Genomic DNA, 15,618 nt, shown 5'->3' on the forward strand with positions numbered 1-15,618 from the left:
ATGGATCAAGCGCTGCCCAATGATATCCGCTTTCCACCGAAATACTGGAACCGCCACCGCGACCAAAACGTTGCGCACCCGTACTTTAACGATGACGAAGGGAGTGGATTAACATGGGTAAAGGTATTCTGCTGTGGCTGTTGGGCATTCCACTGCCCATCATCATTCTGCTCCTCTTGTTCTGGCACTGATCATGGCGACGAATATTCCCCCGTCGGTCGATCCAGACCTTTATCCATCCGGGATTGCCGGCGAATCCAGTACCTCGGCGGTATCATGGTCGGCGATTTTCGCTGGCACCGTCGCCGCCGTGGCGCTCACCCTCATCCTGGTGGCGATCGGCTCGGCGCTCGGCTTCGCGTCGGTGTCGCCATGGCCGGGTGTCGGTGCCGCCACTACCACGTTCACGATCGCGGCCGGCGTGTGGCTGATTGTCACCCAATGGCTGTCCGCAGCGGCAGGTGGCTATCTCGCCGGGCGGCTGCGCGTGCGATGGCACGGGCTGCACACCGATGAGGTGTTCTTTCGCGACACCGCGCATGGGCTGCTGACCTGGGCGACGGCGACGGTCGTGATCGCAGCGGTCGCGGCAGCAGCCTCCGCTTTGTCCAATATCGCCGCGACGCCGGTCGACGTCGATATGAGCAAGGACGCGATCGACGCCGCACGCAAGGCCGCGACGTCGGTCGCCGGGTTCACCGGGCTATCGCTGCTGGTCGGAGCGTTCATCGGGGCCGTTGCCGGCGCGATCGGCGGCAGGCTGCGCGATATGCACCCCTGATCCATTCGTCGTCACGGCGGCGATGGTTAGCCGACCTCACCGTGGCAGTTCCCTTGCGGACGCGGAACTTTCGGAGTCCGTCGGCCGTCTATCGATTACGGCCCGCATCCCGGGCTGAAAAGGATCTTCTATGAAATCTCTTTTGATTGCCGCCAGCCTGGCGACGGCACTAATCGGCATGGCGGTTCCGGCCGCTGCGCAGGACAGGCGTGAGGGCGTGACGCGTACGACCACGACGACCGAAAGGGCTCGCGACGGCGGAAGCGTCGAGCGCCATGTCGAAACCAGGCGCGTGACCAGCCGTAGCGTTCGTCACGCGGGTTGGGGCGCTCGCCGCTGCCACAATGTGAGGCGGCATCACCGCTGGGTGCGCGTCTGCCATCACCGCTGAATGTGACGGGGGTGGCTCGTGATGGGCCACCCCTTTTTGCGACCCGCGGGCGTGTCAGCGCATTGTGACTCGGTCGAGCTGCAGCCAGGCAGCCATTTCGTCGAGCGCGGCCCGCAATCTTTCCCTGCTATCCGGCGGCGCGTCCAGTTCGAGATGCGCCTTCGCCAGCAACGTCCCATGCTGTCGATCCGCCTTCAGATCGACGCGCGCGACAAGGTGCTCGTCCATCAGGAACGGCAGCACATAATAGCCATGCACCCGGCTCGCCGCCGGGATGTAAATCTCGATGCGATAGCGCAGGCCGAACAAGCGCTCGGTACGGTCGCGGTGCCAGATCAGTGGGTCGAACGGCGCCAGGAGTGCGCTGGCAGCGATCCGGCGCGGCGATCGTGCGTCGCGATGCAGGAAAGCAGGCTGGCTCCATCCCTCCACCCGGACCGGTTGCAAGACGCCTGCATCGATCAGGTCGGCAATAGCCGTATCTTTCTCCACCGGCTTGAGCCGGAAGTAATCGCGTAGTTCGGCCGCGGTGGCGACACCCAGCGCGCGGGCGGCGTGATCGATCAGCTGGCGCCGGGCGTCGCGTTCCTCTGGCGCCGGCAATGCGAGGATCGCCGCGGGGATGACGCGTTCGGTCAGGTCATAGACGCGCTCGAAGCTCCGCCGTCGTGTCGCGGTGGTAAGGTGGCCGGCATAGAACAGCCATTCGAGCGCCCGCTTGGTGTCGCCCCATTCCCACCATCCCGACCGGCTTTTGCCGTGCGGGAAGTCCGATGCGGCGAGCGGTCCTTCCGCCGCGATCCGGGCGAGGATGGCGTCGGCTTGCGGGCGCTGCTCGGTCGCGAAACGGCGCAGCGCACCATAGCCCGCCTCCCCGCAGTCGGCGCGCGCCATGCGCCAGCGCATCAGCGGAAACAGATCGAGCGGAAGCAGCGAGGCTTCATGCGCCCAATATTCGAACAATCGGCGGTCGCGCTTGCCGCCCCACGCCGCTTTGTCGAGCAGGTCGCGGTCATAGCATCCCAGGCGTGAGAAAGCCGGCAGATAATGTGCCCGCGCGACCACGTTTACGCTGTCGATCTGGTGGAGGTTCAGCCGATCGATCAGCCGTCCGAGCTGCGCGCGGCCGACGGAAGAGCCGCGGCGCGCGCCAAAGCCCTGAGCGGTGAGGACGATGCGTCGCGCCTCGGCAAGGGAGATGTCAGGCATATCCCCTATCGATGCCCGGCCCGCTTTTTGCCGAGCCGGGATGACCGTATCGGCATTGGGGTCAATGCGTGTCGACCGGCGGGATGTCCGATCCCTGGGCATCGAACAGTCCTGTCACCCCGCCGTTCGCGGCGAAGACGGCCAGGCTGATGACGACGACCAAAGCGGCCGACGCGATGGCGATCTTGCGCCGCCTGATCTTTGCCGAATGCGACCGACGCCGTCCCCCTGTTCTGCCACCCATCGTGATTCTGCTCTCCCTAGACGATCCATATCGGGTCCGGCGTCTTCATCGCGGCAACCGGCGCGATGATCAATCGCCCGATCGCCCGCCCTTGTCGACGAGGCAATTGCAGTCGCATGGGGCCGCGAGCGCCCCTGCCCGCCTCTGCACTTTCCCCAGTCGTAAATCTACGGAGGGGATTTCGAACCTCGGCGCAATAATGCCGTCCGCATAGAGCGGGAACCGGCAAGGAGGACCAAGGTGATCGATTTCCGTGTCTTCTCGTTCCATCCGCTCCTTGCCGGACCATCTGGGGAGTTCTCACGCCATGGCGTTCAACATCCTGGTCGTCGATGATTCGCTGACCGTCAGGGCGATCATCGAGGAATTGCTGGGAACGCAGAAGGATATGCGGGTGGCCACCTCGGCGGCGAGCGTGCCGGCGGCGCGCGACCTGATCGCTCAGTTCGTGCCGAGCATCATCATTCTCGATCTGGCGATGCCGGGCGTCGACGGATTCGCCTTTCTGGACGAGCTCGCGGGCCACCCGCACGCGCCGGTGCTGGTCGTGTCGTCGCATACCGTCGCTGGGTCGCCGAGCGAGGCGGAAGCGGTCGACCGCGGCGCATTTGCGTGCTTCGACAAGGCGCTGCTGTTGCGCCAGGGAGGCCGGTTCACCGCCTTGGTACGCAAAGCCCTCGCCAGCACGACCGCGCTCGCTCGAACCGAGCGCGCGGCCGCCTGACGTCGGGATGGGCGGCGAAGGAGGAAGCGCCCTCCGCCGCCCGAGCGAATTACTTCTTCGCTTTATCGTCGATTGCGTCCGCCTTGTTTTCACCCGCATCGCGGACAGCATCGGCCTTGTTGTTCAGCGCGTCCGCCGCATTGTCCGCGGCTGCCTTGTCGTCGGACGCGATGTTGCTGCCTTCATCGCGGATTGCGGAGGCATTGGCATCCATCGCATCGGCGGTGTTGTCGGCGGCTGCCTGGACATTTTCGGCGGCGTCGGTCTTGTGACCGCAAGCGCCGAGCGGCAACAGCGTGAGGGCCGCGGCGGCGGCGAGGAACTTCTTGGTCATGCGCATCCCCTTCTTGGAACGGTTCGAGTATCGGCAGGGCGCACTGCTCCGTCGGAGCAATGACCATTACCGATCGGGGTCGAAACACCCAGATCGCCCGGTTGTTTCATGAGAGCATCATTTTTCCGCAACGAACACCGTTGCGGAAAACGTTCTTGGAGGGCCGATCCGCGCGGGAACCGGTGGCCGGTGAGTACCGATTGAACGCCTGTCACGCGATGCGAATCCCGCGATGTTTGCCCGGCGGCGTTCATCCGCCGGGCATTTGGTGCACCCTTACCTTGGCACTGTCGCGTACGCACGACGTCCGAGATCGACGTCGCCAGGTGAGGATGCTTCAGCCTAAATGGCGCGACGCCCCTGGATCAGGCGAACGACCACAACGACCAGCGCGATCACCAGCAACAGGTGGATGAGACTGCCGACGTGGAGCACGGTGAACCCGAGCAGCCAGAGCACCAGCAGGATGACGACGATTGTCCAGAGCATTTCTTGTCCTTCCTGTTTTGACCGGGCGGAAAGGCTCGTATCCGACCGTCCTGCCCCGCAGGGTGAAAGACGTTCGTTACGGCTTCGGGTTCCATCGGGCCCCGCGGCGCAAACCAGATCGAGATACATTCCTGCCTGATGTGGAGGGGACATGATCGGACCCGCAACCGCCCTCGCCCGGCCCGCTCAATCACCTTGACGCATCGCGGCAACGCCCCTAGAGGCGCCGCTTCGCGTTACCGCCGGCCCCTTCGTCTAGCGGTCTAGGACGTCGCCCTCTCACGGCGAAAACACGGGTTCGATTCCCGTAGGGGTCACCAGCGTTTTCAATGACTTAGCTGTGAACGGTGCGGAATAAACCGAGAACATCGTCAATATGTCGTTCATGGGCGCGCCCGATAGATTCTGGATCCCGGTGGACGAATTTCTCGATCAATGGGCGGCTTACCACCATGGTCGCGCTCTCACGGCGCGCGCACTGGGCGCGCGGCGTCAAATCGAGCAGTCCGTCCTGAAGTAGGTGGCTTTACGAAACCGGGCGATGTTAAAGCGCCACGAAATCTCGCCGAACGGCACAACACCTTCATCCGAAGCGGAGGTGCTGCGCAACACCGGTATAGGACTGATGGAGAGGTTTGCACCTGAGCGGCTGCGCGGAGAGTACCTTAAAATCTCGCATATCCGCGTGGAGTGCCAATTTGTGGCGCAGCATTTTTTGCCGCGTTCGGCGCTCGGAAGAATAGGAGAGGCTGGGCGGCATCGCCGCCCAGCCTCAAAATGGTCTTAGAAATAGCCGTCACATTTTGATTCTAAATGATGAACGACCATTCAGGTCACATGGGCGGCCTCGGCACAAGCCACAGGCCGGCGCGCTCGGTGGTCGATCGTCGCGCGGCGCCGGTGAACGAGAACGACCCGTTCACAGGTGTTGGCGACGTCGCGATGGCCGTGTTGGTCGCCAGAACTGGGGCCAAAGCGTCCGCGGCATCATAACATGCCTTCACCGCGTAATAGTCAGTTCCGGCAACGGTCACCTTGAAGTCGGTGATGGCCGTGGCCGCGCCATCGGGTCGAGCGAAGGTAACCGCGGGCGAGCCAGCCGTGTAGGTAAATTCATACCCGACCGGTGGGACGAAATGGCCGCAGGGAACGAAATACCAGGCGCCTGTGCCCACGCTGTCGATCGTACTGACTGGTCCGCCGCTCGTATACCAGTCGTTCAATCGCTTCGCGGTCAACGTCGCGCCGGCACGATCGGTGACGACGAAGAGGGAATTGGTCTGATAATGATAGACAACACTTCCCTTGTCGTACCCGAGGTTGGCCGCCGTTCCGGCGTTGGGGCTGCCCGAGAGGGTGATCGTGGCGATACGACCTGTCTCGGAAAAGCTGGTTACCGACGAATTGCCGGCCAAGCCGGCCGCATAACCGCCGAGCGCGACGGTCAGCGGATAGTTGCCGTTTCGATAGCTCCCCGACGCTGTTTTCGCGCAGAACGGAATCGGGCTGTTGATATCCGATATGGCGTGGGAGCCGACATTGTACGTGGCACGGCCGGCACCGTTGGTAACGCTATAGGCCCAGCTGTCGCGCAAATGCCCCTCCCAGGGTCCCTGATCCTTGTTCAGAAACACGACACCGTGGGTCGAGCGAAGCATGATGGCTTCGCCAACGGTGATCGGCGTGATCGGTTGACCGTCGGTCATCTCCGACATCCACATCGGCGAGGAAATTTCCGCGTCGATCCGGCAAAGATTTGGGTCGCCCTTGATCACCAACGGCGAGCGCATATAGACGAACCTCGCCATCGCGCTGATCTCGAGGCACACCCCATCCACGTTGACGATATTATTGGGGATGCGCTTCCAGGCTTCATGATAGAAGCTGAAATTGCCGCCTCCCACCTTGAGCCCGACGCCGCTGGGACCGGGGCTCCATACGTCACCGACACGGTTGCAGACCTCGCCGTAGCAATTGTCGAGCACGATCGAGCCGCCGGCAGACGATTGGGGGAAGCAGACCATCTGCTGACTACTGCCGATCTCGCAATTCCTGAGCGATACTTGCGCGAAACCGCTTTGCTGACCAACGACGCAACTGGACACCGCACAGAAGCATTGGGTGAGCAATGCGAGGTCGGCCTTGAACAGTCGCGCTTCGATGTTGCCCCAACTCCAGGGGAAGGGCGAATAGGTGCAGAGCGTGTTTTCGAGGGCAATGTAGTCACCGTTCGACGAAGCGTTGCATCCCTTGACCGCAACGTTGCAACCGAAGCCCACCACTTCCGCATCGCGGATCGTGGCGCGGCTGCTGAGCGGCTTGTTATATTGTGTCGAGCCGCCCGAATAGGCGGGATAGCTGACGTCGGTATAGGCTATCGAAGTGGTATCCGGACCAGCATAGAGCCAACGGCACGTGCCGTCGGTAATGATCGCGGAGCCCGTGCCGGTGGGACCACCCGACGCAGCGCTGGTCGACCAGCTAAGGTTGCCAGGATTCCAGGCATAGTTGACGTAGAGGTTGCCGCCATTCGTGACGCTTACGCCAAAATTGTAGACGGTGTTCGGCGCCCAGGCAGTGGCGGTCGGCTTGGTGCCGCAGCGCGGATCGATATGGATGCCCGCGTTCATTTTGAATCGGCTGAGCACTAGCGGATTGGCGCCGCTTGGTAACCAGTTCTCGGGCAAGCACGGATCGAGCGTCGGAATCACCGAGCCGTTGCCGAGATAATTGTTCAAAATCCAGTTGTAGAAATTGCCCTTGAGTGACGTGCGTTCGAAAATGAAACCGCGGCAACCGGTCACTTCGATGGCATTTTCCCAGCCGGTGTAAGTGATCGAAAGACCGCCAAAAGTGCCGCCGCCACCATATTTGGTGGCCGGCCCAAGCCACGGGACCGAACGAAAATCACCCGCGCCCGCAGAACCATAATTGAGGATGATGCCAGACGCCCACAGGTGCGTGCCGGGCAAGGGCCGGATTGGCGCATGCTGGAAATAGAGCTGGTTGTCGGCCAACATTTGGAAGGCGTAATGGTCGTCGGCAATGCCGTTGCCGATTGCACCCCAGCTAAATTGGCTCAGAGAGCCCGACAGGGCCCAGCAGTAGGCGCCGCTATTCGACACGTCGAAAACCGTGGTGACGGGGTCCGCGTCGACACCGCCCGAAAAGGTGACGGTGACGCCGGCGTCCGGCTTGACTACCGCGCCGCGAGCAAAGCGAACGCGGTTGGTGATGGTGAGGTTGCTCGCGATACGGTAAGTGCCGGCCGGTAACCAGAAATCCTTGCCGGAGCCGAGGAACGTGTCCCAGGCCGCGATGGCGCCGCGATCGTCGATCGTGCCATTGCCGGCCAGAGATTTGGGCGAGGTCAGCCCGAGAGGCAGGTCCTCGGCAAGAGGCTCGAATGCCACTTCAGCGTTGGCAGCGAGGCTGATGGGCGCGTTGCCCACCGCCGACGATCCGATCGGAGAACGCGTGAAGGTCTGGCCTGCTGCACTGTAGGTGCCACGGCCATATTCGTACGCCGATCCCTGCTGGATCGAATAAGAATAGGTCAGGCCGTCGGCGAGGGCCGTGCTGCCGCGGTACCCGGGGATTGCCGCCCCCAGCGTGATTGTCCCGGTTCCAGTTGTGGTTGAATAGATTCTTGTGAGATCCACGAGATTGGCAACCATCTGTCGCTCCTATATTGTAGCACATAGACTGATTAGCAGGCGCGCGGCGTCGTCTCGGCAGCGGGGACATGCCGGCTGCCGATCTTAAGTAGACACGGGTCATCAAAACGCCGAAAAAATGGCGATTTGACTTGGACTGCTATTTTTGAACCGTCGCGGGCGTTGCGTCAGTATTTCGAAGCTGAACGTTTATTCCCAACATGTAAATGGGGACCGCTTGCGAAAAGTGATGGCGTTGTGGCGGTGAGGGAAACCGACAGGGGCTGGCTCCAGCTGCGCCCGGCGCCAGGGCGGCATGGGAGCGCGGGGTTTTTCCGACCTAGTGACCGCGCTCGGACCCACGCTAGCCGAATTGCGGGCCCGTCCGCTCCCCCCAATAACGGGCGCAAACGCTGTTCGGTGGTTTGTTTAGGAGACAAATCTTTCCTAAACTATCGGCCTAGCGCCTCGAAGTTCTCATATTGGCGACGCCCGCGCCAATGTGAGATTGGGGGCGGGCAGATGACAGCGATATCACGGCTCTTGGTCCGCGCACCGAGCTTGGGTGGGGCAGCTATTGGGTGAGGGGACTGCTAAAGGGGGGCGAAGCGGCGTGATCTTCCTGCTGGGGCGATTTAGCCGGACGGGCGAAGATACAGATTGCGGCGTTGGCTGATTAACAACGCTTACCGGTCAACAGACAGGATACGGCAAGCTTGTGCTTGCGCGCACGCTCGATGGTGGTGCCCGACATCGGGAAATCGACAGAATGGATGACCTTGAATCCGGCGCTCTCCATGACCTCGGCGGCGTGATCGAGTCCTTCAAACAAATAGATATGGTCGGGTGCGGGGCTATTGGCGGGTACGTTGACGAAAATCAGCCCTTCCGGCGTCAGGTGCTGTCCCGCAGCGCGCAACGCCGCGGCGGGGTCTTCGAGATGCTCCAGTATCTCGCTCATCGCAATGCTTTCGAACTGTTCGTGCTCGCCCTCAGCGCTGGCGTCAAACAGATCGCGCAACTTGAGCGTCGGCCGACGCGGAGCGCCAAGAACGTTCAGCGCGTGGCGGGTCTTTTCGATGCTGGTCGGGCTGATGTCCCACCCTGTCACCGATCCGACGTTGGCAGCGCCTGCAGCGAAGAATAAGAACAGGCCGTGCCCAGGTCCAATTTCGAGATGCCGCGCACCGGCATCCAGCCGCGGAAGATAGTCGTTGACGAAACTGGCGAACGCCTCGGCGTGGTTTGCCCAGATGACGTTCGACAGCAGCAGGCCGTTCATGTAGCGAGACATGAAAGGCGCGTTCGCGTAGCATTCCGCATTTGCGTCGGCGAAGTTGGACACTCGATAGCGTCCGTTGCGACGAAAATACACTTCCTCGGGCAGAACGATCTCCTCGCACAGGTAGCGATAATCGTCGCTCAACTTATCGATGCCGCCAGGTTCGGTCGCAGCAAGCTTCAGGATCAGGCCGGCAAGCTGCTCTCCCACCCTCATCGTCTTCGCGTCCCGATGGGTAAAGCTGCGGGCAATAAAGGTCGCATGCTCGGGCCAGCGATGCGTGATCCTATCCTTCAATATCTCGATCGACGGATAAACGCTGTCGGTCATGTCATAATCCTATAGAAGATCAACCTGGGCGCGGCATCTGAATTCGTGGGTGAATTCTGGTGCTTCGATAAGTTCGATAATGGTGTTGATCGGCGTAACGAAGAACTGGATGAGCGCGCCGCCAAAGGCAACCGCCATTTTAGGTTCAGCGGTAGGCATCGACCCGGCCGCGCGCAGGTGTGCGGCACTGGCTGTCAAATCGGATACGCGATAGGCTACGTGATTGAGCAGGTTCTTGCGCCCGGCCAGCGCACTGGCGATCGGGCTGTCGGCACCCATTGGGCTGAGCAATTCGTACACGATGCCCGACTGATCGCGGCAAAACTGCAGGGCGACGCCGTTGACCTGATCGACGAGCGGGTCGGTCCACCATTCTGCTCCCAGGGTATGAGTGAAGTGCGACTGCCCCTTGGAAAGCGATTTCACCACGACGCCAATGTGGTCGAATGTCCATTCTGACGGAAGGGCGAGGGCCATTGCGATCGCCTTAAAGGCACCTTCTGTGGCAGGCAAGCAAGCAGGTGAATCCAGCCATCGTCTTCGCCATTGCCAATGTTTGGGTTGAACTATAGTGACCCCGCCTGTCCGCGCTGCGACCGGCAGTGCGGAAGACGGCCGCCGTGAACCGCGACTTGCCGCCGAGCAGGATGCCGTTTCTGCCTTGCTTTGCGGAACGTCGAGTGATGGGATGTAAAATTGCATGTCCGACGATGAAATTCTGGCTAAATTAACCGAGATCATTCGCGATCAGTTGGACGAGGACGACATCGTCCTGAACATGTCGACCTTGGCGAGTTCGGTCGAGGGCTGGGATAGTCTGGCGCATGTACGGGTCATGATCGGGGTCGAAGAGGCATTCGGCATCCGCTTTCAGACGTCCGAAATAACGTCGCTAAAGAATGTTGGGGAGCTCGTGGCACTGGTCCGGACGAAGCTTTAATAAGCCGCCAAGCATCGACTAGGACACAAGGCTATGTTTGCGCCCCTGAAAATGCCGTGGCTGACCGAGCCGCCGGCGGATTTTCGCGCTCGAGTGAAGCGCGTGGCCGACCTTGAGAACGGACATGGCAGCGCGCTGGCCCAACTTGCGACGCATCGACTGAACTCCGCCCAGGCGTTATCATTCACCAACGTCCAGCAAAACCTGGTCAAGCGCGGCATCTCGTTGGCGCCGCTTTCGCCCTTCCGCCTCGCCTTGCTTTCTTCCGGCACGGTCGACGCCGTCGCTACGGCGCTGCCTGCTGCCGGCGCTAGGCATGGCGTCGCGCTCGAGGTTGTCGTTGCCGAGTTTGATCAAATTATCCAAACCGCATTCGATGACAGCTCGGAGATATTCGCTAAACGCCCCGACGCTGTCTTGGTCCATTTCGACCACCGGTGGCTCGGGCTAGATCGGTTCGAACCCAGCGCTGACGCCGCGCGTGAGCGCGTCGATCACGCGATCGATCGGGTCGTCACGGTATTGCGCGCGCTCGCCGATCGCACCGGCCAAATCATCGTAAGCAACCTTGCCGTGCCTCCTGAAAGCCTGTTCGGCGGGTTGGATGCTAGCGTCGCGGGAACGCGTAAGGCGCAAATCGCCGCGTTCAACCTGTTGCTCCGCGTGATGGCGCCGGAATGTGGCGCTCTTGTTCTCGACATTGCGGCGGCGGCGGAGCAGGTCGGAACGGCGACATGGTTCGACCCCGTGGTCTGGGGCCTCTACAAAATGCCCTTTGCAGCCGAATGCGTCCCGCTCGTCGCGGATCTGATCGCACGCCAATTAGGAGCGCTCCGCGGCAGGGTGCGCAAATGCCTCGTGCTCGATTGCGATAACACGTTGTGGGGCGGGGTGATCGGCGACGACGGATTGGCCGGAATCAATATCGGCCCCGGCAATGCAGAGGGTGAGAGCTTTCTTGCCGTCCAGCAAATGGCCCTCGAGATGAAGCGGCGCGGCGTTATCCTGGCGATTTGTTCCAAGAATTATGACGAGATCGCGCGCGGACCGTTCCTCGAGCATCCCGATATGGCGCTGCGCGAGAGCGACATCGCCGTCTTCCAGGCTAATTGGGCGGACAAACCGAGCAATCTTGAGGCGATCGCAGCCTCGCTTGATATCGGTCTGGATGCTCTTGTGTTTCTTGACGACAATAGCGCCGAGCGCGCGCAAGTCAGGGCCGCGTTGCCGATGGTCGCAGTTCCCGAACTCCCGGCCGACCCAGCCTACTACCCCCTCTATTTGACGAGCGCGGGGTATTTCGAGGCGGTTGCATATTCGCAGGAGGACGCCACGCGTGCGGACAGCTATCTGTCCAACGCTCGCCGCGCCGAGGTCAAGCAGCAGGTGCGCGATCTCGGCGAATATTTACGCGCGCTCGAGATGACGCTCGACGTTCGCGCGTTTGACGAGCCAGGCCGCGCACGGATCGCGCAGCTGATTAATAAGTCGAACCAGTTCAACCTAACGACCCGCCGCTACACCGAGGCCGACGTGCGGTCGTTCGAGCGGGATCCCGCCGCGCTTACGCTTCAGGCACGATTGCAAGACAAGTTCAGTGATTTCGGGATGATCGGAGTCGTCATCGCCCGACCGCATGACAGCGACCCGGAGGCTTATGACATCGATACATGGCTGATGAGCTGCCGTGTACTGGGGCGACGAGTTGAAGAAGGCATGCTCGAAGCGTTGGTCACGCAGGTGCGCAATGCTGGCCGACGGCGTCTTTACGCGCACTATCTGCCGACCGATAAGAACCGCATGGTTCGCGAAATGTTCGATACGCTGGGCTTTGAATTGATCGCCGAACAGAAAAACGGTGGCCGCAGCTATCGATTGAATTTGGACGATATTGCGCCGCGCCAGCTGCCCTTTGCGACCAAAGGCGCATAGTGAGCCTCGTTTATCCTATCTTCCTGTTTGCGTTTCTGCCGATCTTCCTAGCGTTGTTTGCGCTTGGCGGCCGGATTGGCGGGCCCCGCGGGGCACTGCTGGTATTGGTCGCGTCATCGCTGTTGTTTACGGCGTCGCAGGGATTAGGATTCCTGATTGCCACGACGATCAGTTTGGCGATCAACTACGCCCTACTGATGGCAATCATACGCGCTAGAATTGGCGGCCGGTGGGGCCGGGCGATGCTGGCGGTGGGCATCGTGTTCAACCTCGCGCTGCTCGTGCTGGCAAAATATTCGGTCTGGCTGCAATGGATGCCCGGCATCGGGCCGTTGTCGTTAGGGCTGAGCGTGGCGATCCCGACGACGCTGTCATTCCTGACCTTCCAGCGCTCGGTCGCCCTGCTTGACGCCTTCACCGCTTGCAAAGCAACGGCCTTGGGGTTGCAGTCGCCGCCCAAAGGCGAACGGCCATCGCGAGCGGACCCACCGCTTCGCTATCTCGGCTTCGCGTCAATGTTCCCCAATTTGATGATCGGGCCCATTGCGTATCTGACGGAAATTCTTCCACAGATCGCGCGCCGTTCGTTCGGAAAGTTGCGCGCAATCGACATTTCAATCGGCCTGACCTTGCTCATCGTGGGCATGTTCAAGAAGTTCTTCCTGGCCGACGCTTTAGGCGAGGATTGGGTGGATCCAGTCTATTTGGATGTCGCACGGACCGGCGCCACGACGAGCGCTCGGGCAGCTGGAGCGCTCGCAGCCTATTACGTACAACTTTATTTCGATTTTTCCGGCTATTCGGACATGGCAATTGGCGTGGCGCGGATGATCGGTGTTCGCCTGCCAATGAACTTCGATTCGCCCCTGCGCGCTACTGGAATTATCGACTTTTATCGTCGCTGGCACATGACCTTAACTCGCGTAATTTCGCGTTTCCTTTTCTCTCCCTTGTCGATCGCCGGAACTCGCTACGCAGCGAGGTGGCGGCTCAAGGGTATTGCCGCTAAACTGCCGTCCCTTTGGCTGCCGCTAATCATAAACTTTACCGTGATCGGCCTGTGGCATGGACCGCGCCTCACGTTCGTAGTGTTCGGACTGATCCACGGCACATGGTATGTTATCGAGACCGAGTTTCGCAGTGCCAGATGGTGGAAAAAGAAGCGCAAAACGATTCCTGAGTGGCGCCGCAAACTTGCCGGAGCGATCATCGCTATCCCTTTGCTTGTGCTCACTTTCGCGCTGTTTCGATCCCCTACGCTCGCTGTGTTCGTCGATATCCTACAAAGCCTCGGCTCGACGGCAACTGTGCCCCAGGGCGCCGTCTTGCCATTTGATAAGATGTCGGTGATTCGGCTAGTCTTGTCGTTTGCGATCGCGGGCCTCGCCCCGAATGTATACGAGATGCTAGGCCGATATCGCCCCGCCATCCGTTCATTCGTCAATCCATCGACGACCCCGCGCTGGTTCGCATTCAAGTGGCGACCCAATATAATTTGGGCGGGATTGCTGTTCGCGCTCGCCATGCTCGCAATGCATGAAATGGCGACTGTGACTCCGTTTGTGTATCAGGTTTATTGACTTGCGGCCTCTAATCCCAGCGATCCAGGCGATTATCGGGCGGGTGGCCTATGGCTCACCCCGAAGCAATTATCGTGGCCCGATCGGCAAGCTGGCCGCGTTGCCCTTGTTCCTGCCGATAGCATTGCTGCCCTTCGTCGGTGGGCTGTTGATGTGCGTAGTGGCGCTTGTTGTCGATCCGTATGACGTACGTCCTTGGGGTATGGCTCCTCGAAACGCGGAAGGGGTCTATCCTCAGGACGAGACGCCGAACCTGATCAAGGCCTTTTCTTCCGAGCAGCACGAAGCGATCATGTTCGGTGGTTCGACGTCGATGCCGTTTCCGTCGCGCCTGATTGCGGACACGCTGAACTATAAGCGCGTTGCCAACTTATCGTACAGCCTGCCGACGCCGCGCGACACGGGGCCAGTATTGCGCCAATTGGTCCGCACGCCGGGCCTACGACGATTACTGATCGATGTCGATCATAGTCAGATGCGGAACGATGGCGCGACTTTTGTTACTGGCCGTACGGCGTTATCGGTGCTCAACGCACGGTGGTTCGACATGCCCGATTTCAAAACGCCCACGGTTCAGGCGTCGATCCACCGGATCATCGACGGCACTTATGACTCTCCGGAATGGCGCTCGCTGCGATCCAATTCGGCCGATACTCAATCGCTGATCGATAAGCCTGATTTGCTAATGACGCTGGATGATGCGGTAAGCCGGCCAGCTCCGGACATCTTTACCGCACCGCGCACGTTACCGCCGTGCGATTCCTTCACCTTTATTCGCGATGTCCTGTTACCGGTGGGTCGTGAGGCGCAGGTGCAAGGCGTCACGGTCGATATATTTTTCCCCCCGATGCCATACCAGACTTACTGGAACTGGCAGAAGAACGATGTCTTTTTCGGTTCGTGGGGAAATGGCGCTCGATATCTTCAACTGGTCCATTTCCACCAATGTATCTTCCGCGCCGTGGTGGTGGCCAAGTTGAGCGCTGTACGGGTCAACGCCACAGACCTCGATACGGCAATTGCCAGTCATCTCGAAAATTATCGCGACTCCGTTCATCTTATACGGAGTGACGCAATGGCGCGGCTGCTGCGTGATATCGATAGCGGTCGGTTTCGGCTCACCATTGACAATGTTGACCGATATCCGGGCGAGATGGCGGCGCGGGTCCGGTCGGTCGCGGGATGGCGCGCGCCGGGACAAGGCTGATCCGCAAACGAGCGAAATGGATTCCATCTCGCTTTGATCGGCGTGGTTGTGGAGCGTCTGCCGACGCCTCGGGAACGTGATCAGCGACCTAGCACGGGGGCCTTGTCCGTCCGACCTCTGCAACGGAAAGGAGCGACGATACGCAAGTCGCGTGATTTCGATGCCGAGCTGAAGGCGCTCAACGACAAATCGAGACAGATCAAAGAGCGCGAGGTACCTCAAGTGGGGCGAGATCGAACTGGCGACCGAACTTGCCATTCCCTGGCTATCCAATCCGAATACGCGCGCCATCGCCGATGAAACACCGGCGCTCCTCGCGGAGATACACCATACGACAAGCGATCCGGCTTCGCCGGCACCGTTTGAAGCGTCCGCTGCCGATGGGGCGCCCAGCGAACATGCGTCGGCGGACACGGTCAGGAAGGCGCCCGCCTCGAAGGGTCACGTAGTCTCGATGATCGACGGCACCTTCTGGGGGAACACCCCGATCAGCACGCGCTGATGTGGCTGGCATGAGTC

14 protein-coding genes and 1 tRNA gene are annotated in these 15,618 nt (G+C 60.7%); 8 read left to right on the forward strand and 7 right to left on the reverse strand.

The window, feature by feature from the left end:
* The first annotated feature begins 193 nt into the window (after nt 1-193).
* Together SAS01S_RS10130 and SAS01S_RS22510 are read left to right on the forward strand one after the other, a co-directional pair.
* Nucleotides 194-781 carry a hypothetical protein gene (locus tag SAS01S_RS10130; RefSeq protein ID WP_066807568.1) on the forward strand — a complete coding sequence of 196 codons (588 nt, stop codon included), beginning with the start codon at nt 194-196 and terminating at the stop codon, nt 779-781.
* A 130-nt stretch (nt 782-911) separates the two neighbouring features.
* Entirely contained in the window at nt 912-1,172 is a 261-nt protein-coding gene (locus SAS01S_RS22510) for a hypothetical protein (protein WP_157082765.1), read from the forward strand.
* Nucleotides 1,173-1,226: 54 nt separating this feature from the next.
* On the opposite strand, the gene SAS01S_RS10135 is transcribed toward SAS01S_RS22510, so the two are convergent.
* Both SAS01S_RS10135 and SAS01S_RS10140 read right to left on the reverse strand, forming a co-directional pair.
* On the reverse strand, nt 1,227-2,381 hold the full coding sequence (locus SAS01S_RS10135; RefSeq protein ID WP_066807569.1) for a winged helix-turn-helix domain-containing protein: 1,155 nt from the start codon (nt 2,379-2,381) through the stop codon (nt 1,227-1,229).
* A gap of 61 nt (nt 2,382-2,442) precedes the next feature.
* A complete protein-coding gene (locus SAS01S_RS10140; protein ID WP_066807570.1) occupies nt 2,443-2,625 on the reverse strand; it encodes a hypothetical protein in 183 nt (60 codons plus the stop codon).
* Nucleotides 2,626-2,932: 307 nt separating this feature from the next.
* Here SAS01S_RS10140 and SAS01S_RS10145 point away from each other — a divergent pair, with 307 nt between their 5' ends.
* The gene (locus SAS01S_RS10145) at nt 2,933-3,349 is read left to right on the forward strand and encodes a response regulator (RefSeq protein WP_066807571.1); all 417 of its coding nucleotides are present in this window, start codon (nt 2,933-2,935) and stop codon (nt 3,347-3,349) included.
* A 49-nt stretch (nt 3,350-3,398) separates the two neighbouring features.
* On the opposite strand, the gene SAS01S_RS10150 is transcribed toward SAS01S_RS10145, so the two are convergent.
* Complete coding sequence (locus tag SAS01S_RS10150; RefSeq protein ID WP_084238788.1) at nt 3,399-3,683, reverse strand: hypothetical protein; 285 nt, start codon at nt 3,681-3,683, stop codon at nt 3,399-3,401.
* Nucleotides 3,684-4,025: 342 nt separating this feature from the next.
* Nucleotides 4,026-4,172, reverse strand: a complete 147-nt coding sequence (locus SAS01S_RS22515) for a lmo0937 family membrane protein (RefSeq protein ID WP_157082372.1) — start codon at nt 4,170-4,172, stop codon at nt 4,026-4,028.
* A 244-nt stretch (nt 4,173-4,416) separates the two neighbouring features.
* On the opposite strand from SAS01S_RS22515, the gene SAS01S_RS10155 reads away from it, so the two are divergent.
* Nucleotides 4,417-4,492, forward strand: a tRNA-Glu gene (locus tag SAS01S_RS10155).
* A 513-nt stretch (nt 4,493-5,005) separates the two neighbouring features.
* Here SAS01S_RS10155 and SAS01S_RS10160 read toward each other — a convergent pair.
* The 3 genes from SAS01S_RS10160 to SAS01S_RS22785 form a co-directional block, all read right to left on the reverse strand.
* Complete coding sequence (locus tag SAS01S_RS10160) at nt 5,006-7,849, reverse strand: hypothetical protein (RefSeq protein WP_066807573.1); 2,844 nt, start codon at nt 7,847-7,849, stop codon at nt 5,006-5,008.
* 655 nt (nt 7,850-8,504) lie between these two features.
* Nucleotides 8,505-9,440, reverse strand: a complete 936-nt coding sequence (locus tag SAS01S_RS10165; protein ID WP_066807574.1) for a class I SAM-dependent methyltransferase — start codon at nt 9,438-9,440, stop codon at nt 8,505-8,507.
* A 9-nt stretch (nt 9,441-9,449) separates the two neighbouring features.
* The gene (locus SAS01S_RS22785) at nt 9,450-9,917 is read right to left on the reverse strand and encodes a VOC family protein (RefSeq protein ID WP_066807575.1); all 468 of its coding nucleotides are present in this window, start codon (nt 9,915-9,917) and stop codon (nt 9,450-9,452) included.
* Between the two features lie 223 nt (nt 9,918-10,140).
* On the opposite strand from SAS01S_RS22785, the gene SAS01S_RS10175 reads away from it, so the two are divergent.
* From SAS01S_RS10175 to SAS01S_RS10190, 4 genes are read left to right on the forward strand one after another with little or no spacing between them, the layout of a single operon-like run.
* Entirely contained in the window at nt 10,141-10,380 is a 240-nt protein-coding gene (locus tag SAS01S_RS10175) for an acyl carrier protein (RefSeq protein ID WP_066807576.1), read from the forward strand.
* Between the two features lie 33 nt (nt 10,381-10,413).
* Nucleotides 10,414-12,312 carry an HAD-IIIC family phosphatase gene (locus tag SAS01S_RS10180; RefSeq protein WP_066807577.1) on the forward strand — a complete coding sequence of 633 codons (1,899 nt, stop codon included), beginning with the start codon at nt 10,414-10,416 and terminating at the stop codon, nt 12,310-12,312.
* A complete protein-coding gene (locus SAS01S_RS10185) occupies nt 12,312-13,892 on the forward strand; it encodes an MBOAT family O-acyltransferase (protein WP_066807578.1) in 1,581 nt (526 codons plus the stop codon). The genes SAS01S_RS10180 and SAS01S_RS10185 overlap by 1 nt, the downstream gene beginning before the upstream one ends.
* 43 nt (nt 13,893-13,935) lie before the next feature.
* Nucleotides 13,936-15,099, forward strand: a complete 1,164-nt coding sequence (locus SAS01S_RS10190; protein WP_157082766.1) for a hypothetical protein — start codon at nt 13,936-13,938, stop codon at nt 15,097-15,099.
* Nucleotides 15,100-15,618 lie beyond the last annotated feature (519 nt).

The sequence above is a fragment of the Sphingomonas asaccharolytica NBRC 15499 genome, assembly GCF_001598355.1.
Classification (GTDB): domain Bacteria; phylum Pseudomonadota; class Alphaproteobacteria; order Sphingomonadales; family Sphingomonadaceae; genus Sphingomonas; species Sphingomonas asaccharolytica.

Coding starts and splice junctions, on each gene's coding strand:
- SAS01S_RS10130 (WP_066807568.1), top strand. CDS start 194: ATGGCGACGAATATTCCCCCGTCGGTCGATCCAGACCTTTATCCATCC.
- SAS01S_RS22510 (WP_157082765.1), top strand. CDS start 912: ATGAAATCTCTTTTGATTGCCGCCAGCCTGGCGACGGCACTAATCGGC.
- SAS01S_RS10135 (WP_066807569.1), bottom strand. CDS start 2,381: ATGCCTGACATCTCCCTTGCCGAGGCGCGACGCATCGTCCTCACCGCT.
- SAS01S_RS10140 (WP_066807570.1), bottom strand. CDS start 2,625: ATGGGTGGCAGAACAGGGGGACGGCGTCGGTCGCATTCGGCAAAGATC.
- SAS01S_RS10145 (WP_066807571.1), top strand. CDS start 2,933: ATGGCGTTCAACATCCTGGTCGTCGATGATTCGCTGACCGTCAGGGCG.
- SAS01S_RS10150 (WP_084238788.1), bottom strand. CDS start 3,683: ATGACCAAGAAGTTCCTCGCCGCCGCCGCGGCCCTCACGCTGTTGCCG.
- SAS01S_RS22515 (WP_157082372.1), bottom strand. CDS start 4,172: ATGCTCTGGACAATCGTCGTCATCCTGCTGGTGCTCTGGCTGCTCGGG.
- SAS01S_RS10160 (WP_066807573.1), bottom strand. CDS start 7,849: ATGGTTGCCAATCTCGTGGATCTCACAAGAATCTATTCAACCACAACT.
- SAS01S_RS10165 (WP_066807574.1), bottom strand. CDS start 9,440: ATGACCGACAGCGTTTATCCGTCGATCGAGATATTGAAGGATAGGATC.
- SAS01S_RS22785 (WP_066807575.1), bottom strand. CDS start 9,917: ATGGCCCTCGCCCTTCCGTCAGAATGGACATTCGACCACATTGGCGTC.
- SAS01S_RS10175 (WP_066807576.1), top strand. CDS start 10,141: ATGTCCGACGATGAAATTCTGGCTAAATTAACCGAGATCATTCGCGAT.
- SAS01S_RS10180 (WP_066807577.1), top strand. CDS start 10,414: ATGTTTGCGCCCCTGAAAATGCCGTGGCTGACCGAGCCGCCGGCGGAT.